This window comes from Leptolyngbya sp. FACHB-711 (assembly GCF_014695615.1).
In the GTDB taxonomy this organism is placed as follows: domain Bacteria; phylum Cyanobacteriota; class Cyanobacteriia; order Elainellales; family Elainellaceae; genus Leptolyngbya_A.
Genome location: NZ_JACJOR010000222.1, coordinates 1 through 19,890 on the forward strand (window position 1 = coordinate 1; position 19,890 = coordinate 19,890).

General features: G+C 49.0%; 18 protein-coding genes. 13 read left to right on the plus strand and 5 right to left on the minus strand.

Features of this window, described 5'->3' with window-relative positions; translation table 11 throughout:
- The 4 genes from H6F80_RS08465 to H6F80_RS08480 form a co-directional block, all read left to right on the plus strand.
- A partial coding sequence (locus H6F80_RS08465) for an MFS transporter (protein WP_190791136.1) occupies positions 1–468 on the plus strand: 468 nt, incomplete at its 5' end.
- Between the two features lie 213 nt (positions 469–681).
- Positions 682–1,821 carry an asparaginase gene (locus tag H6F80_RS08470; protein WP_190791137.1) on the plus strand — a complete coding sequence of 380 codons (1,140 nt, stop codon included), beginning with the start codon at positions 682–684 and terminating at the stop codon, positions 1,819–1,821.
- Between the two features lie 17 nt (positions 1,822–1,838).
- A complete protein-coding gene (locus H6F80_RS08475) occupies positions 1,839–4,043 on the plus strand; it encodes an amidase family protein (protein WP_190791138.1) in 2,205 nt (734 codons plus the stop codon).
- Between the two features lie 290 nt (positions 4,044–4,333).
- Positions 4,334–6,118, plus strand: coding sequence for an amidase (locus tag H6F80_RS08480; protein ID WP_242067236.1), 1,785 nt, complete (start codon positions 4,334–4,336; stop codon positions 6,116–6,118).
- A 244-nt stretch (positions 6,119–6,362) separates the two neighbouring features.
- Here H6F80_RS08480 and H6F80_RS08485 read toward each other — a convergent pair whose 3' ends face one another.
- Together H6F80_RS08485 and H6F80_RS08490 are read right to left on the minus strand one after the other, a co-directional pair.
- Positions 6,363–6,977, minus strand: coding sequence for a cupredoxin domain-containing protein (locus H6F80_RS08485; protein ID WP_190791140.1), 615 nt, complete (start codon positions 6,975–6,977; stop codon positions 6,363–6,365).
- 15 nt (positions 6,978–6,992) lie between these two features.
- The gene (locus H6F80_RS08490) at positions 6,993–9,260 is read right to left on the minus strand and encodes a heavy metal translocating P-type ATPase (protein WP_190791141.1); all 2,268 of its coding nucleotides are present in this window, start codon (positions 9,258–9,260) and stop codon (positions 6,993–6,995) included.
- Positions 9,261–9,371: 111 nt separating this feature from the next.
- Here H6F80_RS08490 and H6F80_RS31220 point away from each other — a divergent pair, with 111 nt between their 5' ends.
- Positions 9,372–9,578, plus strand: a complete 207-nt coding sequence (locus H6F80_RS31220; RefSeq protein ID WP_190791142.1) for a hypothetical protein — start codon at positions 9,372–9,374, stop codon at positions 9,576–9,578.
- Positions 9,579–9,626: 48 nt separating this feature from the next.
- Here the strand turns inward: H6F80_RS31220 and H6F80_RS08500 are convergent, their stop codons facing one another.
- Complete coding sequence (locus tag H6F80_RS08500) at positions 9,627–10,100, minus strand: heavy metal-responsive transcriptional regulator (RefSeq protein ID WP_190791143.1); 474 nt, start codon at positions 10,098–10,100, stop codon at positions 9,627–9,629.
- 408 nt (positions 10,101–10,508) lie between these two features.
- On the opposite strand from H6F80_RS08500, the gene H6F80_RS08505 reads away from it, so the two are divergent.
- On the plus strand, positions 10,509–11,054 hold the full coding sequence (locus tag H6F80_RS08505) for a MarR family winged helix-turn-helix transcriptional regulator (RefSeq protein ID WP_347277846.1): 546 nt from the start codon (positions 10,509–10,511) through the stop codon (positions 11,052–11,054).
- A gap of 108 nt (positions 11,055–11,162) precedes the next feature.
- Complete coding sequence (locus H6F80_RS08510) at positions 11,163–11,762, plus strand: DUF8737 domain-containing protein (protein ID WP_190791144.1); 600 nt, start codon at positions 11,163–11,165, stop codon at positions 11,760–11,762.
- A 352-nt stretch (positions 11,763–12,114) separates the two neighbouring features.
- On the opposite strand, the gene H6F80_RS08515 is transcribed toward H6F80_RS08510, so the two are convergent.
- Both H6F80_RS08515 and H6F80_RS08520 read right to left on the minus strand, forming a co-directional pair.
- On the minus strand, positions 12,115–13,416 hold the full coding sequence (locus H6F80_RS08515) for an acetamidase/formamidase family protein (protein ID WP_199296450.1): 1,302 nt from the start codon (positions 13,414–13,416) through the stop codon (positions 12,115–12,117).
- A gap of 412 nt (positions 13,417–13,828) precedes the next feature.
- Positions 13,829–15,301: an energy transducer TonB gene (locus tag H6F80_RS08520; protein ID WP_190791145.1), complete on the minus strand. Its 1,473-nt coding sequence runs from the start codon at positions 15,299–15,301 to the stop codon at positions 13,829–13,831.
- A 327-nt stretch (positions 15,302–15,628) separates the two neighbouring features.
- On the opposite strand from H6F80_RS08520, the gene H6F80_RS08525 reads away from it, so the two are divergent.
- The 6 genes from H6F80_RS08525 to H6F80_RS08550 are packed head-to-tail and all read left to right on the plus strand — an operon-like array spanning position 15,629 to position 19,788.
- On the plus strand, positions 15,629–16,288 hold the full coding sequence (locus H6F80_RS08525; protein WP_190791146.1) for a MotA/TolQ/ExbB proton channel family protein: 660 nt from the start codon (positions 15,629–15,631) through the stop codon (positions 16,286–16,288).
- A complete protein-coding gene (locus H6F80_RS08530) occupies positions 16,285–16,683 on the plus strand; it encodes an ExbD/TolR family protein (protein WP_190791147.1) in 399 nt (132 codons plus the stop codon). Before H6F80_RS08525 ends, H6F80_RS08530 begins: the two co-directional genes overlap by 4 nt.
- A 14-nt stretch (positions 16,684–16,697) precedes the next feature.
- Positions 16,698–17,714 carry a FecCD family ABC transporter permease gene (locus H6F80_RS08535; protein ID WP_190791148.1) on the plus strand — a complete coding sequence of 339 codons (1,017 nt, stop codon included), beginning with the start codon at positions 16,698–16,700 and terminating at the stop codon, positions 17,712–17,714.
- Between the two features lie 13 nt (positions 17,715–17,727).
- Positions 17,728–18,774 carry a FecCD family ABC transporter permease gene (locus tag H6F80_RS08540; protein WP_190791149.1) on the plus strand — a complete coding sequence of 349 codons (1,047 nt, stop codon included), beginning with the start codon at positions 17,728–17,730 and terminating at the stop codon, positions 18,772–18,774.
- Positions 18,775–18,826: 52 nt separating this feature from the next.
- The gene (locus H6F80_RS08545) at positions 18,827–19,633 is read left to right on the plus strand and encodes an ABC transporter ATP-binding protein (protein ID WP_190791150.1); all 807 of its coding nucleotides are present in this window, start codon (positions 18,827–18,829) and stop codon (positions 19,631–19,633) included.
- Positions 19,630–19,788, plus strand: coding sequence for a hypothetical protein (locus tag H6F80_RS08550; protein ID WP_190791151.1), 159 nt, complete (start codon positions 19,630–19,632; stop codon positions 19,786–19,788). Before H6F80_RS08545 ends, H6F80_RS08550 begins: the two co-directional genes overlap by 4 nt.
- Positions 19,789–19,890: the final 102 nt, after the last annotated feature.

Sequence of the window (19,890 nt, forward strand, 5' to 3'; positions counted from 1 at the left end):
CAGATGAACTCAGATAAGATCGGGCTAATCTTAACGATCGCAACACTGGCTAATTTTCTGGCCCTGCCGCTTGCCGGAAGAATGATGGACAGGTATGGCCGGAAAATTGTGATTGTTCCCGCTCAAACAGCTTGTGCCGCTGCTTTAATTCTCGTTGCCTGGTCGCCGATTCCCAGTCTTTTCTGGATTGCTATCGTTATTCTGGGAGTTGCAATGGGAATTAGTTCTCCTGCTGCTGCTGCCTATGCTGCCGATGTTACGCCTCAAGCCAGATTCGGACCTGCAATGGGACTTTTAAGAGCTATCAGCGATTTGGGATTTATGGTTGGTCCCGTTCTCGTTGGCGCAGTTGCTGATTTAACTCCTTATACGCTTGCTGGTGGCCTGATGTTTAACAGCATTTTGGTGATTATCTCAACGCTGTTTTTTGCAGTCCTGACAAGAGAAACGCAGCCTACTGAAACATAAAAGATATTTCGCACCCTGAGCTTCACAAAATATTTCTAAATATATCAGTTTGTCTATTGTAATTTGTCTATTGAGGAGCGGCATACCGTTCATTGCAAAATCCAATTAAATATGTTGCTATGTACACTACTTGCATTACTCTGTTTACCCAATAATTACATTAATTTCTCAGAAAATCTTGGGTGCATGAGTTAAGTGAGGAGTAAATTAGAAATGAACAAACTTATCCATCGTCTATTACCAGGAATATTTCTGGTAAGTCCTGCTGCTCTTGCTGCCCCATTCGCGGTTTATTCTTTACCCGTTACTTCCTTAGCCACAAACTCTTCCGAAGTCAGGGTTGCTCAAGCCGAAACAGCTACCGAACTGCCGAAAGTAAAAATCTTGACAACGGGAGGAACGATCGCTAGCCGTGGAGCAACGCCACTCACTTTGTCAGACTATACAGCTGGTCGAGTTGAAGGGAATGCGCTGGTCGAAGCTGTACCAGAGATTCAAAACTTTGCCAACGTTGAAGTTGAAGAAATTGCCAATATCGGTAGTCCTGATATGACTAGCGAAATCTGGCTAAAAATGGCAAAGCGAATTAACGAAATTTTTGCCACCGAGCCAGACGTAGCAGGGGTTGTGATTACGCATGGAACCAATACGCTGGAAGAAACTTCCTTCTTTTTGCATCTTACGGTTCAATCAGATAAACCTGTCGTTTTGGTAGGGGCGCAACGACCTGCAACTGCAATTAGTGCGGATGGTCCACTCAATTTAATCAACGCTGTTCGGGTTGCTGCGGCTCCTCATTCGCGAGGAATGGGCGCACTACTCGTCATGAACGACCAAATCAACTCTGCTAGAGATGTCACAAAAACAAATACGTTTCGCCTGGAAACTTTTCAATCTGGTGAATTAGGGTTTCTTGGCTATGCAGACTCCGATCGCGTTGTGTACTACCGTTCTCCAATGCGTCGCCATACCGTGCGGTCGGAATTTGATATTACCAGTGTGACGGAACTACCGAGAGTAGACGTTGTTTACTCCTACGCTGAAGCATCTCGTGACACAGTTGATGCGCTAGTCGAAGCAGGGACGAAGGGCATTATTTTGGCAGGAACAGGAGCGGGCGGAGCAGCACCCCGTGAGTTTGAAGGGTTAAAGGAAGCTGTTCAACGTGGAGTCACTGTGATTGCATCAAGCCGAGTTGGCAACGGGCGAGTTCTCGATCGCCAGAGATATGTCGATGCAGGGATTATTCCCGGCGATAATCTACTGCCTCAAAAGGCCCGTATCTTGCTGATGTTAGCGTTAACGCAAACCAGTGATCCGGCTGAGATTCGCCGCATTTTTGAGGAATACTAATCAACAGGAAATCTACCATGATAACGACAACCCGGCTATCAGCCCCCACTTCATTCAAGCTGATAGAGGCAACGATTGAGGAAATTACGAAAGCTTTTGAATTTGAAGCTCTGACGGCTGAACAGCTTGTACAGCTTTATTTAAACCGAATTGAAGCTTACGATCAGCAGGGACCGACACTCAACTCCATGATTAGTGTCAACCCAAGCGCACTTGAAACGGCTCGACAATTAGATGAAGAGCGTCGGTCAGGAACGCTAAAGGGACCGTTGCACGGCATTCCAATCGTGCTCAAAGATAACTTTGACACCTTTGATTTGCCAACGACAGCTGGTTCTATCGTTCTGAAAGACTCGGTTCCGCCAGATGATGCGCGTTCAGTAGAGCTGTTGCGAGAAGATGGAGCCATCATTTTAGGTAAAGCTAATATGCGTGAGTTCGCTGCTAGAGGCGGGCTGGGCGTTTACACAGAGTATGGAGGCGAGACTCGTAACCCTTATAACTTTAACCGGAACGCATCTGGTTCCAGTGGCGGCACGGGGGCAGCGATCGCCGCTAATTTTGCAGTTCTTGGCACTGGAAGTGATACTGGTGGTTCTATTCGTGGGCCTTCCTCTTTCAATGGTTTGGTGGGTATTCGTCCTACACGTGGATTGATTCCCCTGGATGGTATTGTTCCTTTTGCCCTTTCCCGTGATGGAATTGGGCCAATGGCACGAACCGTCACCGATGCTGCTGTTGCTCTAGGATCGATGGTGCAATACGATCCTAACGACCCTATTTTTAAAACTCCTATTCCAGCTCCTCAAGCACAACCCGACAAATTTTTTGAGGATTACACCCAATTCCTACAGCCTGATGCATTGAAAGGGGCACGGATTGGGGTAGGTCGTGTCTGGTTTGGGGGTGATCCGGAAGTCGATCGCCTGATCGATGAGGCTATTCAGGTAATGGAAGATCTGGGAGCCACGATCGTTGAACTCGATTTATCAAACGAGTTGCTAACCACCATGATCAATGCCTCACGATCAATTGGGTTAGCGGAGTTCCCATCTCAGCTCGCTGAGTACCTGTCTACTTTGGAGGAGGGCTATCCTAAGACGCTGGATGATATTATCGCGATCGCAGAATCGCCAGAATTTGCGGATTTAGTGCCACCCTCCAGATTGCAAGGGTTAAAGAATATTCGAGATTACGGTGGACTGGAAAATCCTGAGTACATTGACGTAGTGCAGAATGTTATTCCTGCATTGCGAGAGACGTTCTTTGATATTTATGAAAGCAATGATATTGACACGATTGTCTTTCCAACAACCAGAACGTTTGCTTCCCCCTTTGAAGGAGTGACCGATCCCACTTTCGTAGAAGTGTTACCAGCACCGCCAATTCGTGGTGTAGAGATTGCTAGTCTGCTTGGTTTCTCAGATATCACGGTTCCAGCAGGCTTGAGTGAAGACGGCTTACCAATTACCATTTCCTTTACAGGAGTTCCTTACAGTGAGCCGGCCTTACTGGGTTTAGCCTATTCCTTTGAGCAAGCAACCCAACACCGAGCTGCCTCTCCGCTATTGCCCGCACTTGAAGGTGAAGAATTTGAGTACGTGACAGAAGTGCTGGTTGCAGGGGATGCCGCAAATGACGTTATTGTTGCAAAGCAGATTACTGATTTTGACGGTAATGGGGATATTGTTTTCTCAGGCGATGGTAATGACTCGATCGATACAACTCCAGCCTTAACAGGTCGCAATCGTCTCTATGCAGGAAATGGTGCGGATAAGGTATTGGCAAGCCGAAACGATCAGGTCTTTGGAGAAGCGGGAGCAGATATTTTAGATGCCTCAAAAGGACGAGGTGACAACTTACTTTACGGCGGCTTAAACAATGATGAACTTTTTGCAGGAACGAGAGATCAGCTTTTTGGTGATGAGGGAGACGACAAACTATACGTTGGTGAATTAGGAGATAATTTACTGACAGGAGGCACAGGAACAGACCAGTTTTGGATTGCTAAGGCAAAACTACCAATCAGCAAAAACACAATCGCAGATTATGAGATTGGAACGGACGTGATTGGAATTAGTGATTTAAGCCTGCGTTTCACAGATTTATCCTTCAGCCAGGTCGGGCAAAATACAGATATCCGTGTGGGCGATGCAGTTGTAGCAACGCTGTTGAATACTGAGGCAGATGCATTAACAGCAAATAACTTTGTGTTTGTTTAGAAGATGCTTTGAGAGTATTCAATGTGCTGCATTCATCTTGCAGCCTGTAATTCCAGAGGATTCCTGACTCAGTTTCCATTTAAAGTTTCTCAAGTTTAGGGAACTTTGGAAACGGTTCGAGTCACCCTTTGCCTCAACCTTCATTTTGAAAATTCAAGACTTTCTAGAAGTTGTAATGAGGCACACTTTTCTGCTGCTTTTAACTACTAGTATTTCCAATTGAGGAGATTTGTTCTATGACATCTAAGCCTTCATTGCTAGACTTAACCATTTCAGAAGCACAAGCTGCAATGGCGAGCGGAGAACTCTCAGCTGTAGAGTTAACTCAGTACTATCTCGATCGAATTTCGGTATATGACGATGAACTCACTGGAACCTATCTCAACTCCGTTGCCACTCTCAGTCCCGATGCGCTTGAACAGGCTGAAAGACTAGACCAGTTGCGCGCCGAAGGCACAATTCTTGGACCACTGCACGGCGTTCCTATAATGGTCAAGGATTCATACAACGTAGCAGGATTAGCAACCACAGGTGCAGTTCGAGGTTTTGAGAATTTTGTTTCAGACGACGATGCATTTGTAGTAGAGAAATTGCGAGAAGCAGGCGCGATTATCCTGGGCAAAACAAACATGGACAGCTTTGCCAGTGGTGTTCGCGGCTTTAGCAACTTGTTTGGTGGCACTCGCAATCCCTACAATCTGAACAAGGAAACAGGAGGATCAAGCTCTGGTACTGGATCTGCAATCGCAGCAAACTTTGCAATTGCAGGAATGGGGGGCGAGACGGGAGGATCAATCGTTATCCCCAGTGCAGCAAATTCGCTTGTCGGAATTAAGCCGAGCCGGGGACTTGTCTCAGTTGATGGAACTATTCCACTTTCCCCATTTCGGGATGTGATTGGTCCCATGACGCGCAGTGTGACAGACACAGCAATCATGATGGATGTACTGGCGCAGGAAGATCCGGAAGATCTCTGGTATTCCTATAAACCAGAGGGGGCTAACGATCGCCCAGAGTCCTACGCATCGCCAGAGGTTTTGAACGAAAAGGCATTAGAAGGAAAAGTTCTTGCCGTTCCCAAAATATATGTTGGTAAGGATCAAAAATTGGGAGAAGGATTTGAGCTTGATCCTGAAATTGAAAAGCTATTTGAGGATGCCAAGCAAACTCTGAAAGAGCAGGGCGCAACTGTAATTGAGGTAGACACAGCCCCTTACCTTTCTAAATGGATCAATCGTGAGGAAGAGTGGGATTATGGCTGGTCCGACGAACAGTTTCCTAATTGGAATCGAGAAAGCGCTGCCTACTATCTGGAAGAATTTATCAAAGATCTCAACAATCCAGAAATTGACTCACTGCTAGATGTAAAAACTGCGATTACTGGAGAGTTTTCCGATACTGCTCTAGTTCAAACTCTAGAAGCTCTTGAAAAAGGAACCCCTCGCTCATTTGAAGACGAAGCCCTACAGACTGTTCTGAAAGCATTGGAGCAATGGCGCGTCAATGATTTTGAACCCTTTGTTAAAAAACAGGGTATTGATGCGTTTGTGTTTCCGACTCTACGTGCTGCAATCCCAGATGAATCTGGACCAACAGGACCTATTCCCTTTAATCGAAACGCTGATGCTGAATCAAACGTGATGGGCTTACCCGTTGTCACAGTTCCAATGGGATATACGAAGGGCAGTGCTCCTGCTTCCCTCAGTTTTATGGGAGATTACTACGGTGAAGCAGAAATTTTAGGCTACGCTTTCGACTTTGAGCAAGCTACAAAGTACCGCAAAACACCTGGTACAACACCCGATCTCACAGCTGTTGATAAATTACTTTATGGAGGAACTGGTAGCGATCGAAATATAGGGAAGACATTCATTCTGAAGACAGGTTTGGGAAGAGATGTGATTGAAGATTACAAAGTTGAATTAGACCAGTTTAAGCTGAGTCAGGAAGTCCAATTTGATGATTTGATAATTACTCAAGTTGGACAGAATACTCGTATTCTGCTGGATAAGGACGTGTTAGTAGTTTTGAAAGGAGTTGATGCTGATCTGATCACAGCAAGTGAATTCGCTTAAACGCGATAGATAACCTTGTAGCAAGCCTATCGTAACTAAGCCGGGCTTTGCTCGGCTCTGTTTATCGGATGCAAGGAAACTGCCAGAACTGGGTACTCAAATTGAGGGTAGGAGCCCCGGCTTGATAAACTGACTACTGCCCTCAACCTTCAACTTCATTGAGGTGCCCGCTGATATCGTGTTCCAAGTGCTGCTGTGTCGGTTGCGCTACAAGCTCAGCTTTCGGGATATTGCCGAATTCTTCTTACTGTAAAGGTTCGAGTCTAGGCATGAAACAGTGCGGGTTGGCTTCTGGAGAAGTCGATTGACGGTTTGAATTCACGACTTGAATCACACCGCGATACATATTCATGCCGCAGGTAAAGGGATAGTCACCGGGCTGCTGGGGGGTAAATTCGATCGCCGTGCGTTTATTGAACGGCAGGTCTTTCGCAATCCGAAAGTCTGGGATGAGAACCTGCTCTAAACAACGGGTGGGATCTTTGCGGAAGAAGTTGAGCCGCACCGGTTGCCCTGCCTGAACCACGATGCGATTTGGCTCATAGCCACCATCAACTGCAATATCAAGTTCCTGAATACCTTTTTGAGACTGTGCCTTTTGCGATCTGGGTTTCCTTCCCAAAAACCACCACAGTTCCAATCCGATCAAACCCACTCCGCCTGCGGTGACTCCCAGCTTTACGCCCAGAGGTTGCTCAATTTTCTGGAATTCTGGTGTAGAGGTCGAACCATGTGGCATTTCCATGCTGGCTTCAGGAGCGGCAACACCTGCTTCCACAACGGTTAATGCAATCGTCCCACCCCCTCCAAACACTAGCCCAAAGCCTGCCAGCGTTCCAATTAATCGACGGAATTTCATCGTTCTATCATCCTTCTACTGAATGTGCTTAGGCTGAAAATTTCGCAGACGCAGGGCATTGCTGACTACAGATACCGAACTGAATGCCATTGCTGCACCTGCAATTACAGGACTGAGCAGCCAGCCGAAGAACGGATACAGGATGCCAGCGGCGATCGGAATGCCAGCGACGTTGTAGACGAAAGCAAAAAACAAATTTTGCCGAATGTTTCGCAGTGTGGCGCGCGAGAGTTGAATGGCGGTCACGATTCCCTGCAAGTCGCCTGAAATGAGCGTGATGTCACTGGCAGCGATCGCCACATCGGTCCCAGTTCCGATCGCAATTCCGACATCGGCTTGAGCTAGGGCAGGCGCATCGTTGATGCCGTCTCCCACCATTGCAACAATCTTGCCTTCCGACTGGAGCGATTGAACAGTAGCGGCCTTCTGGTCAGGACGGACTTCTGCCAGGACTCGGACAATTCCCACTTCGCGGGCAATCGCTTCTGCGGTGCGCTGGTTGTCGCCTGTGAGCATCACGACCTGCAAACCTAATCGCTTGAGGGCGCGTACTGCCGCTATAGAAGAAGGTTTCAGGGCATCTGCGATGCCGACTACGCCCTGCATTTTGCCATCCACTGCCAGCCAGACGGCAGTTTTTCCGGCAGCTTCGAGCTGATCTTTGTGTTCCTGGAGAGCTTGCGTATCAATGTTTAGTTCACGCATCCAGCGTCCCGTACCAATCTGCACCAGATGACCAGAAACGTATCCCTCAACGCCACTTCCAGCGATCGCCTCAAACTCCTGAACGTCTTTTAGTTCAACCTGCTGAGATTCGGCATAGCGTACCACGGCTTCTGCGAGGGGATGTTCTGAATTATGCTCAAGGGATGCAGCAAGCTGTATGAGTTTTATCTCGTTGCCGTTCGCAATTCCGTTCACGGTGATGAAATTTGTGACCGTGGGTTTACCCTGCGTCAGCGTTCCCGTTTTGTCTAACACGATCGTCTGAATTTTGTGTGCCAGCTCTAAACTTTCGGCTCCTTTGATTAAAATTCCGTTTTCTGCGCCTTTGCCCGTGCCCACCATAATCGAGGTTGGTGTAGCCAGTCCGAGTGCACAGGGGCAGGCAATAATCAGGACTTCAACCGTGGTGATAATCGCCAGCGTCAGGTTGCCCATGACGTTAAACCAGATTAGGAAGGTGAGCAAGGCGATCGCAATCACCACGGGGACGAACCAGCCCGTCACCTGATCTGCAAGTCGCTGAATCGGAGCTTTTGATCCCTGCGCTTCCTGCACCAGTTTGACGATCTGCGCCAGAAATGTATCCTTTCCCACTCGCGTCGCGCGAAACTGAAAACTGCCTGTTTTATTAATGGTCGCGCCGATCACTTCATCGCCTGCCTGCTTTTTAACCGGAATGCTTTCCCCGGTCACCATCGACTCGTCGATCGTGGAGACACCGTTAACAATCTCTCCGTCCACCGGAATCTTCTCGCCAGGACGCACCGCAACGATATCACCTGGCAACACCTCATTGATTGGTACTTCCTGCTCTTTGCCATTACGAACGATGCGGGCAGTCCGCGCCTGCAAGCCCATTAGTTTCCGAATCGCTTCGGAGGTTTGTCCCCTTGCCCGGTTCTCAAACAGTCGCCCCAATAAAATCAGGGTAATAACGATCGCCGCAACTTCGTAGTAAACTGCCGGAGCCAGCCCCTGGGCGGTGAGAAATTCGGGAAAGATCGTGACGAACAGCGAATAAAAGTAAGCAGCACTCGTTCCCAGAGCAATCAGAGTGTCCATTGTGGCGTTGTGGCGTTTGAACGCTTTCCAGCCATTCACAAAGAACTGTTGACCGCACCAGAACAGCACCGGAGCCGTCAGCACTGCCTGAAGCCAGAAGTTGTGCAGCCAGGCAGGAATCAACGGAAGATGCAGTCCCGTCATCGTGGGCAGTCCGCCAATCATCAGAATCGCGCTAATCATGCCGCCAACCCAGACTTTGCGCCTTAGGTCACGACTTTCTGCCAGTCGAGCCGCTTTTTCAGCATCGTCTTCACCCGTCACCATTTCCTGCTCTTGTAGAGAGAAGGAGGAATAGCCGGCCTCGCTCACGGCATTCTGAATTTTTCCCAGGTCGGTGTGCTGAGGGTCGTAGACGATGCTGGCTTGCTCGGCTCCGAAGTTGACGGAGCATTCCGTTACGCCCGGAACTGATTTGATTACCTGCTCAATGTTATTGGCACAGGAAGCGCAACTCATACCGCGTAGTTTTAACGTTGCTTGGTCTGATGCCATAAATCATCTCCTTCAAAAGCTTGTGCAGTATGGAAAGCGGACAATCAAGCGATCGTGTATCCAGCAGTAACGATTGCGTCTCGAACGGCTGCTTCGTTTGCCTAAGTGTCGATGTTGACCTGTTTTGATTTGGGATCAGCGTTGATTTGGGCAGCAGGAGCGGTTCCTTGGGAGTTGCGTGAAGCGCTAACCGCCTTAACTGCCTTCGTGATTGTGGTTGCACAGGCAGAGCAAGCCATGTTAGGAACGGTAAGCTGTAGCGTCATTGTGGTTATCCTCAAACGGTCGATGTCTCAAACTGTTGATATGAGTGGATAAATTTCAGTGTGATGCTTCCAGTAGACGGGAGAGTCAAGGGAGAAACGATTAATTTTTCAAAGCAGTTTGCCAATGGGTTGGGTCAGAAAGAGAGTCTGGAACGGTATCGAGATTGGGGCAGATTGTTTCTTCCGTAACTTCAGATTGGGGAAACTCCTGCCAGCCGTTGAGCAACTGAGTTAATTGCGATCGCAGGAGTTCGAGTGATGCAATCTGCTCATGGATTTGCTGCACTTTACGCTGAAGATTCTGTTTGACCTCATCGCAGGGAAGTTGCCCCGCGTCGTGAACCTGAAGGATATCCTGAATTTCGCGTAAGCTAAGTCCCAAAGCCTGGGATTGCCGGATGAATGCCAGCCGCTGAAGAACGCTTGGCTCAAACAGACGGTAGTTGGATCCTGAACGGCTCACAGTGGGGGTTAGCAATCCTAATTCTTCGTAGTAGCGAATGGTTTTAATCGGCAATTGACTGGTCTCAGCCACTTCACCAATTTTGAGTCGCTTTTCTGTAGTGACAAGCATAACAGCACCTCCTGAACGCAGGACTAAAAGGGGTTAAGTCCTTAGCTTCATCTTGAAGCTTCCAGTCCACTGGAAAGTCAAGGGGTCATACACCAAGCTCTGTCTTAAGTTGGACTATCCAGGATTTAATCTGTTCTTCGGTCAGTTCAGCCTGGTTGTCTGCATCTAACGTCAGCCCAACGAACTCTCCCTCCCGCACTGCTTTTTACGTAAAATCAGACCAAGCTTCAAAGTAGCCGAACACTGGGTTAGAGCCGAATATCAAAGCCGACCAGTTAAGCTTGAAGATGAAGTGCGTCAGCTCAACTCTAGCGTTTTGCCGCTTGCGTTTCGGGTTGTGGCGGTTGCTTAAAACGGATCTGTTGGTGTCTGAGGGGGTGTCTGAGGCTAGTTGTTTTGAGGCTCTCAGTGAGACAAAGTTTTGAAATGGTCGCTGAGCAGCAGATTTCATGCAGCCTCTTGATATTTAGAATAAGTGCATATACACTTAAAAGTATGAAGAAACACATCGACCCAATTAACTCAACTGAACTAGGTCAAGTGGTATCAACCTGCGCCTGTTTCAATCTCCGAAAAACTTCTCGTGTTATCACGCAACACTTTGATGAAATTCTCAAGCCGAGCGGATTGCTCATTACTCAATTCACAATTCTTGTAGCTGTAGCACTGGCGAAATCGGGAACGATCAATGAGTTGGCGGAGATTCTAGTGATGGATCGTACTACCTTAACCCGGAATCTCAAACCGCTTGAACGCGAGGAATGGTTGAAATCTGAGCCTGGGCAAGACCAGCGAACTCGGGTAGTTAGCCTAACACCTAACGGAAAAGCTGCGTTAGCAAAGGCACTGCCGTTGTGGAAACAAGCTCAAGATAGTGTGGAGGAGGTGCTTGGGCAAGAGCGATGGAGTGCTCTGCTTTCACATTTAGCTGAGACGATCGCGCTAATTCGCTGAGTCTAAAATTTTTCCACAAAGAGTGTATATACACTGAAAAAACCTTTGTTTCGTCTGAATCTCCTGAAAAATTCCTGTCAAATCGTTCAATCAAATTTGGAGACTTCTATGATTTCTCTATCCTTAAATCAACGTAATCAAATCACGCAACGGTTACTTTCCATCATTAGCGTTTGGGGATTGGGTGTGGCAGTCGGCAGCTATTTCGGACTCTTTAGCACATTTCCCCTACCGTGGTTTGCCTTGCTCGTTGCAATGGGCATCACTCTGCCTCTAGCAATTTATTACGGGAACTCAGTCTTCCAAACCTATATCCAGGGACTCCATCTCAATTACCTAACCCTATTTCACATTTGGCGCATTCCAGCAGCGCTCATTTTCTTTTATTACGGTAGTCAACATTTGTTACCATCTACCTTTGTGCGAAATGCAGCTTGGGGGGATTTAGCAGCGGGACTGTTGGTACTCGTGGTAGTCGCATTGCCAAAGAGTGATTGGAAATACTGGGGCTTTCACCTCTTTGGTCTAGCAGATTTTGTGACTGCGGTTGGCACAGGTTTAACCTTTGCATTGCTTCAAGTTCCTATGATGGAGACAATTGCGACTTATCCTATTGCCTTGATTCCATTATTTGGAGTGGGTCTCTCAGGCGCATCCCATGTCATGGCACTCGATATTCTGGTTCGAAAAGCCACTAGCGGCGAGTGAAGCGAATTGTTAGCTAGCCCTGCTCCAAGTCCAAGCCCTTGTTCTGCGAGCTAATTAGCCATTCCCTATATGGCAGAAGTAGTGTTTCTATTGGAGAAAAAAGAACGATTTATAGAACGAGTTAATGAACGATAAGCGATCTTTCAAGCTGGTTAACAAAGAAAAAGGGAGAGAAGATATATTTATGAAGAAGAGATGGGATTTGAATACTCAGTTCTGACAATTTTGTCATTTTAGTTGCATGGGCTATTCCCGCGATAAGAACGCTGCTCCTCAAGTGATCGTCCGTTGCCTAAAACAATGTTTCACTCGCCTGAAGATGCAGCGATTCTCAAGGATCACGATCTTGCCGTTAGCTCGGCATAAAAAGGCTCTTGGGCACCGCCGCATGACAGCCCTGACGCATATCCACCACTTGTGTTACGCCAAAGTCTACCCCCGCTGAAATCATTGTGTATGCTTCATCGGGATTCATGCGTCGCTTGTTCACCAGAAAATCCAACATCTGGTCTGCGGACTGACGCATCGCTTTGTTCAGGTCTTCGTTGAAACCGTGGGTAATCCAGTGGCTTTCCGTTTCCAGAATCGGGTTCGTAATCGGGAAATCCTTCAGCACAAACACCTGGAAGTAGCCGTTCAGCGATGCCTCGATCGCCGTTCCTGACAGTTCTGCGTCGCCCTGCGCCATGTGCGGGTCGCCCACAAAGAATTTCGCCCCCTGGTTAAAGACGGGATAATACATGGTGCCGCCTGCACCGATGCGCCAGTTATCAATATTGCCACCAAAATTTCCGGGCGGAATGCTGTTAATCCGTCCGCTTTCCCCAGGCGCAACACCCATGACGCCAAAGTGCGGACGCATGGGAATGGCGATTTTGCTCTGGAATGGCTGGCGTGCTGCCGGGTCAGGCGTGGAGATAAAACCTGGGGTATCATACTTGGGACGCGCCTTGAAGTCGAACGCAAAATCCGGACGTGCCAGATTTGCCTCAAAGTCGAGCTTGTAGATCGTGATGCGCTCCTTCTGAAATGCATCATACAAATAGCCCCAGTGAGCGGCGATGTTGCTGCCGTAGGGCAGGCGCGGCTGAGTCTTGAGGATGCGAACCATCAGGGTATCGCCCGGTTCTGCCCCTTTCACTTCGATCGGTCCGGTCATAATGTGAACCCCTGGACCCCGATCGGTGACTTGCTCATACACGGCTCGCACACCATCGTCCATCAGCACATCCGGCGCATCTCCGGCATGGTGCGTCAGTGCTTCAATGTAAATAATGTCTCCGGAGTTGACACTTAGAACAGGCGGCTGATCGCGATCGAAGTAACCCCAAAAGCAATTCTGTGGGGTTGCTTTCAAAATGTGCAGGTTGCCCGCATCACGGATCGTATCTGCCATTGCCATTAAATCGGCTTTCGCCTCAGCCGGATCACGACGAAAGCCGACCTGGCTCAACCCCAGTGCCGTCGCTGCGCCTAGCGATGTGAGGAATGCCCGTCTGGACTGTTTCGAGAGGTAGCCGGTAAGGGGAGAAGGGGAGTCTTCCGGTTCATCCTCGATCGGGGAAGCTGGAGTGTGGGAATGAGCATGAGAATTAGCACGACCACAGGTTGGACAATGAGATGCGTGATGAGAATGCTCTTTGGGATCAGACATAGTTGTTTCGCGAAACCAGAAACAAAGCTACAAGATCATAAAGAGGGGCTAACCCACAGTTTGTATTGCGGATTACTTTAGCCATTCGAGACAGAATGAGCAGGAGGGTTACTTGATCAAGCAGAAGGTGTGTCGCAAAAAGCAGCGAATGGTAAGGTAAGCAGGACTATACTCTCCTCCCTGCCCTCCGATGTTTACTCCTGCTCTGTTTAAATGGCGGCTTAAATGGCGGCATTTTTTGCCCAAATCATTCTGCTCAATGTTCGCTAGTATTGCCGCTACGCCTTCTACTGAGACCTGGCACTAGAGGAGTGATTGCCGTCCCAGAAACCGAAATCGAAAGAATCTCGATCGCAGCAGAGTAGTCAAGAACTTGATATTGCTGTGGATAGCGGGTATGAACCAAATCGGATTATGGTTCAGGCGGGGCATCCGCTTCAGGGGGGAGAACTGGTTCAGGCTCAGAAGCTGGTTCAGGAATCGGAACTGGTTCGGGTTCAGGCTCAGGAATTGAGATTGGTTCAGGTTCAGGCTCAGGAATCGCAATCGGTTCAGGTTCGGAAGCAGGGAGTGTGGAGTCTACCGGCTCAGAGGGAGATGAAATTTCTGAAGGTGAGTCGGAAGCTGCTGCGGGTTCAGAGACAGGATTATTGTCTGCGGGTTCAGAGTTTCCTGTATCGGAAGGGCGCAGTTCCACATCAGGAGCGATCGAGGGTTCTGGACTAATAGACGGCTCTGGAATTGGGGATGGCTCACTAGACAAAGTGGGTTCTGGAGATGGGGCTGTCGTGGCAGTCGGAGCAGGTGTTTCAATCGCAGGTTCAGGATCAGACACCGTGATACTGCGTCGATCGCCTCGTTCTCTAACTCGTTCTGCTGCTTCCGAGTTGGGCTGGACAAAGTCAACATCGATCGGATAGCTCTCTCCGGCTCTAGCGTTGTTGAGCTGAACTTGACGCCTTGCTTGCTCTAAAGCAGCCTGATCCAGCGCAGCATTACCGCTAGAGCGTGAAAGCATTACAGAAACAACGCGCCCTTGGTCATCGGTTTCCACAATTACCTGAGCCGTTCCTTCTGCACCATCTGCTTCTTCCGGATAGTCAAAATCACAGCCGCGACAGGAAACTTCACGCGATCGGCTGCCTTGGGTTGCAGGCGGGGTGATCGGTTCCGGACGAGGGGGTGCAGCAACAGTTGCTGATCCATTCCCGGAACCATTCCCGGAACCATTCCCGGAACCATTTCCAGAACCATTTCCAGAACCGTTCCCCGTACCACTTCCCAAACCATTTTCCAAACCGAATTGACCTGCGGCGGTTGCGGATTCGCCTGTCTGCTGTCTTGCCCGCCGTATCTCTGAGAGCAGATCGCTCAAGCTACGAGGATTGGGGGCTGGGCTAGCGATCGTTTGTGAAGGTGCAGGGGGCGATTCTTCTACAGTTTCGGTAGGTGCTTCTGCAGGTGTAGCGGGTTCTGGAATCACGTCTTCTGCAAGCGGCACAGGGATGCGTTCTTCTGGAGGTTCTTCTGAGAGTGGTTCTTCTGAGAGTGGTTCTTCTGGAAGTGGTTCAATGGCTGGAGCAGGAGCAGCAGGCTGATCAACAGCGGCAGATTCGTTGAACTGCATGGAGGGTTCTGACGCTGCGAACCCTGAGCCACCCGACTCGTCTTCAGGCGCGATCGAGGTTTCCGTTTCGTCCTCTTCAGTGACCACGATCGTTATTTCTTCGGATACTTGCTTATCTGGCTTCCAAAGATCGCTGATTTTAAGAAACAAGCCGCCGCTATGCAGGGTAACTGATCCCGCGAGGCTGACCATAATGAATCGCCTGAGCGTTCTTGCTTGCTTTTCGCGCTGTTGAGCGACTGTATCTGAAAACGTCATTCGCTCTACCTACCGACTGTTGAGAATATTTACTACAACTTGCTCATCCTAAGATTGGGCTGTCTTCCTGTCAATATAATTATTTATTTCGCTAATTCGGCTACTTTTTTGCAGTTTTGCAGACCTTACTACCTAATCGGTTTGAGGATCGTGCACAGTTCAAAGACTGCCTTAGATTAGAAAATCGCCCGGTAAATTGGTAAGTACATTTTGAGAAGTATTGACATAAGATGCGCCATCCTATACTCTCTTCTTGAGATTAATTATCAGTAAGCAATCCTTAGTCTGCCAGCTCTCTGAGTTGGCTGTAGCCAATGGAAGTTTGAAATGCTAATTATTGAACTGTTTTGGGCAGGCGGAATTGTGATGTTTCCCCTGCTGGCATTTTCGATCGTGGCGATCGCCCTCATTGTGGAGCGTCTTGTTTTTTGGTTTCGGATTACTCGTCGTCAACGGCAGGTTGCGCGTGACGTGCTGCGAATTTACCAGCATGATTTTGACGCAGCATTGTTGAAACTCAAGCAGAATGCTGATTTGCCCATTGCTCGAATCTTTCTAGAGGCGTTGGAAGTCGATCATTTTCCTCCCCATGCTTTTCGCCTCACCTTAGAAGGATCAACACAGGCAGAACTTCCGATCCTGCGACGATTCAACTCCATTTTTGACCTCATTATTACCGCAGCTCCCCTGTTGGGATTGTTAGGAACGGTCTTGGGGTTGATTCAATCCTTTGGTGCGATTGATCTGGGTGGAGGAGGTAGCGAGAGTGCATTGCAAGTGACAGGAGGCATTAGCGAAGCATTAGTGTCTACCGCAGCAGGCTTAATCGTGGCGTTATTTGCCTTATTTTTTAGCAGTCTGTTTCGAGGATTTTATCGACGGCAGGTTGCCATGATTCAGGAGTTTGGCAGCCAGCTTGAAGTTTTGCATCTAGGCCGCTATGAAGGATTTGGTTCTGCATCGAAAGCAATGAGTGAATCGCTATGAATATTCCTGAAGAGCCTGATGATCTGCCTTATATCAACATCGTGCCGATGATCGATGTTGTCTTTGCAATTCTGACGTTTTTTATCATGTCATCGTTGTTTTTGAGTCGTTCTGAAGGGCTTCCTGTCAATTTACCGCAAGCACAAACGGCTCAATCTCAGCAGCAGAGTAAGCTTACTGTCACGATCGATCGTGAGGGAGATGTATTTCTCGATCGTCAGCCCATTCAGGTGAATGATTTAGCCAATCGCGTGAAAGCATTAATTGGTAATCAAGAGCGACTAGTGGTGATTAATGCTGACGAAAAAGTCGAACATGGACAGGTGATTGCAGTGATGGATCAGTTGCGATCGGTTCAAGGAGTAAAGCTAGGCATTTCAGCTCGTCGTCCTTAAAGCGTGGATCAGTGATGGATAAACGGGTAAACGGCAATCAACTTGTGACCATGCGGTTGCTGGGTTTGGGGCTTAGCGCTGTGCTGCTGGTCGGCTGCCTTGTGATTAGCGTGACCCTAGGCGCAGCAGACATTGATTTTGGAACCGTTTGGGAATCACTCACCGCATTTGATGGTTCAACAAATCATCTGATTATTACAACCGTACGGCTGCCCAGAGTCCTAATTGCGCTAGTGGTCGGAGCCGCTTTGGGAGTTGCGGGAGCGCTAATGCAAGGGTTAACGCGCAACGCGCTGGCAGATCCGGGAATTTTGGGGATCAGTGCTGGAGCTACTCTTGCCGTGGTGGTTACGACTTTTCTGGCTGGAACTGGGTCGATCCAGGTTTACACCTGGGCTGCTTTTGCCGGAGGAGCGATCGCTGCAATTGCAGTTTATACCCTCGGTTCACTGGGACGAAGCGGGGCAACGCCGCTAAAGCTGATTCTGGCAGGGTCTGTTTTAACTTATCTGCTGTCTGCGCTCACCACGGGAATCTTGATTTTGAATCAGCGCACCCTGGACGAAGTTCGTTTTTGGCTAGCCGGATCGGTCGCTGGGCGAGACTTCAATGTGCTGCTGCAAGTTCTACCGTACCTTTGCATTGGGCTGGTGGTTGCCTTTGGCATGGGCAAGCAAATCACGGCACTCACGTTGGGCGAAGAAGTTGCGAAGGGGCTGGGGCTGCGAGTCGGATGGGTTAAGGCGATCGCCTCTATCATCGTTGTTTTGTTAAGTGGCAGTGCAGTCGCTCTCGCAGGACCGATCGGCTTTATCGGTTTAGTCATTCCCCACGTGGTTCGCTTTTGGGCGGGGGTTGATTATCGCTGGATACTGCCCTATTCAGCAATCTGGGGTGCTGTGCTTTTATCGATCGCGGATCTCGTAGGACGACTCATCATCAAGCCGCAGGAATTGCCCGTGGGGATCGTGATGGCACTCATTGGTGCGCCATTTTTCATGTATCTCGCGCGGCTCAACGTAAAACAGTGACAGGTTTAAATCCATGCCTTCATCCTGGTTAGTGCTTCGCTCAAAACAAGTACCGCTGTCAATTCGAGTTGATCGAAGAGTGCCTGCGATCGTGTTTGCCCTTGCGGTGATCTCATTTGCTGTGCTGGTCTTGAGTTTGGGATATGGAGAATATCCAATTTCGCCGCTGAGTGTCATCAAGACACTTCTGGGATTCGATACAAGTAATTCTGATTATGGCTTCGTCATTTATACATTACGGTTGCCGCGAGTTATTGTTGCCTTTTTAGTCGGAATGGCGTTGGCCGTTGCCGGAACGATTTTGCAGGGACTGACGCGCAATCCTCTAGCAGCCCCTGAAATTGTGGGCGTTGTGGCAGGGGCAGGATTAGCAGCCGTGACGCTCATTGTGCTGTTTCCTGCGATTCCGGTATCTCTCCTACCGATCGTAGCTTTTACAGGAGCCTTGATTGCCGCTTTGCTAGTGTATTGGCTGTCGTGGAATGGCGGAAGTTTACCCATTCGCTTCATTTTGGTTGGTGTGGGCATCGAGGCAATCGCCTCCGCTTTTACTAGCTTGATGATCACCTTTGGCAATATAAACGATGTGAGTCAGGCGTTAGTCTGGTTAGCTGGAAGTGTCTACGGACGCACATGGGAGCATATTCAGGCATTGCTTCCCTGGCTGATTGTATTGCTTCCCCTCGCTCTGGTGAGTGCGCGTGAGCTAAACACCCTCAATTTAGGGGATGAGGTTGCACGGGGGCTGGGGAGCCGAGTGGAGTGGCAGCGGGGGCTTTTATTGCTCATCAGCGTGGCGTTAGCAGGGGCAAGTGTGGCAACGGCAGGAACGATCGGCTTTGTGGGGTTGATGGCTCCCCATTTAGCTCGTCAATTAGTCGGTACATCGCACGAAAGCTTGATCCCAACTGCTGCCCTGCTGGGAGGCTTGATTGTCGCCTTGGCGGATTTTTTAGGGCGATCGCTGTTTGCGCCGATCGAACTTCCGTGTGGTGTCGTGACAGCTGCAGTTGGCGCACCTTATTTTCTGTATCTGCTCTACCGCAACCGAAATGCGTAAGAACATTTCCACTTCTGCACTCTGTCCTTCTACAATTAGCCCTCCAATATCAATGGAAACAGCATTCACCACTCGAAAACTCACTCTGTCATACGATCGCACGGCCATTATCCGGGAGTTAAACGTAGACATTCCGATTCATCGCATTACGGCTCTGGTCGGGGCAAATGGCTGCGGTAAATCGACATTGCTCAAAGGACTGGCACGACTGTTAAAGCCCCAAAGCGGCATTGTCTACCTGAATGGAACTGCGATCGCCCAACTTGCAAGCAAAGAAGTTGCCAAACAGTTAGGCATGTTACCTCAAAGTCCGATCGCCCCCGAGGGCTTAACGGTGCGAGAGCTAGTGGCGCAGGGACGCTATCCCCATCAAAGCTGGTTTCAGCAGTGGTCAAAGGAGGATGAGCAGTTCATGGAACAGGCATTGGCAATGACCGGGATAACGGAATTGGGCGATCGCCCGCTCGATAGCCTTTCGGGTGGACAGCGACAGCGTGCCTGGATCGCAATGGCTCTGGCGCAGAATACACCCATTTTGTTACTGGATGAACCCACCACGTTTTTGGATTTAGCGAATCAAATCGAAGTGCTGGATTTACTGTATGACCTGAATCAAACCAGGGGACAGACGATCGTGATGGTATTGCATGATCTGAATCAAGCCTGTCGCTATGCCGATTACTTGGTCGCAATGAAGCAGGGACACATCTATGCTCAGGGTTCTCCTGTTGAAGTGATGACCGAGGCAATGGTGCGGGAGGTCTTTGGGTTAGAGAGCCGCATTGTGCCCGACCCGATCGCAGGAACGCCGATGTGTATTCCGATCAGCCAAAGAACATTAGTCAGAGATGATTTGTGAAAGAACGTTCCTGCAACAAGATTGGTATGGCAGAAACGATCGTCTACGAAACCTATTGGCAACAGTGGAAAGAAAATCTTTCCGTGGGCGACAGAGAAATTGCCTATGACAAGGATCGATTCGATCGCATAGACGCATTATCAATTTTTAGATAACATCATCAACTTTTAGATAATAAAGGAAGGAACATTTCAGGTAGCTGCTTTAAAATCAGTTCATCTGTAATTGGTCCACGGGTAACACTACCCCAGAGTTGA

Bases quoted from the DNA above. Each gene is read 5' to 3' on its own strand.
- H6F80_RS08470 (WP_190791137.1), top strand. From the start codon at position 682: ATGAACAAACTTATCCATCGTCTATTACCAGGAATATTTCTGGTAAGT.
- H6F80_RS08475 (WP_190791138.1), top strand. From the start codon at position 1,839: ATGATAACGACAACCCGGCTATCAGCCCCCACTTCATTCAAGCTGATA.
- H6F80_RS08480 (WP_242067236.1), top strand. From the start codon at position 4,334: ATGGCGAGCGGAGAACTCTCAGCTGTAGAGTTAACTCAGTACTATCTC.
- H6F80_RS08485 (WP_190791140.1), bottom strand. From the start codon at position 6,977: ATGAAATTCCGTCGATTAATTGGAACGCTGGCAGGCTTTGGGCTAGTG.
- H6F80_RS08490 (WP_190791141.1), bottom strand. From the start codon at position 9,260: ATGGCATCAGACCAAGCAACGTTAAAACTACGCGGTATGAGTTGCGCT.
- H6F80_RS31220 (WP_190791142.1), top strand. From the start codon at position 9,372: ATGTTGACCTGTTTTGATTTGGGATCAGCGTTGATTTGGGCAGCAGGA.
- H6F80_RS08500 (WP_190791143.1), bottom strand. From the start codon at position 10,100: ATGCTTGTCACTACAGAAAAGCGACTCAAAATTGGTGAAGTGGCTGAG.
- H6F80_RS08510 (WP_190791144.1), top strand. From the start codon at position 11,163: ATGATTTCTCTATCCTTAAATCAACGTAATCAAATCACGCAACGGTTA.
- H6F80_RS08515 (WP_199296450.1), bottom strand. From the start codon at position 13,416: ATGTCTGATCCCAAAGAGCATTCTCATCACGCATCTCATTGTCCAACC.
- H6F80_RS08520 (WP_190791145.1), bottom strand. From the start codon at position 15,301: ATGACGTTTTCAGATACAGTCGCTCAACAGCGCGAAAAGCAAGCAAGA.
- H6F80_RS08525 (WP_190791146.1), top strand. From the start codon at position 15,629: ATGCTAATTATTGAACTGTTTTGGGCAGGCGGAATTGTGATGTTTCCC.
- H6F80_RS08530 (WP_190791147.1), top strand. From the start codon at position 16,285: ATGAATATTCCTGAAGAGCCTGATGATCTGCCTTATATCAACATCGTG.
- H6F80_RS08535 (WP_190791148.1), top strand. From the start codon at position 16,698: ATGGATAAACGGGTAAACGGCAATCAACTTGTGACCATGCGGTTGCTG.
- H6F80_RS08540 (WP_190791149.1), top strand. From the start codon at position 17,728: ATGCCTTCATCCTGGTTAGTGCTTCGCTCAAAACAAGTACCGCTGTCA.
- H6F80_RS08545 (WP_190791150.1), top strand. From the start codon at position 18,827: ATGGAAACAGCATTCACCACTCGAAAACTCACTCTGTCATACGATCGC.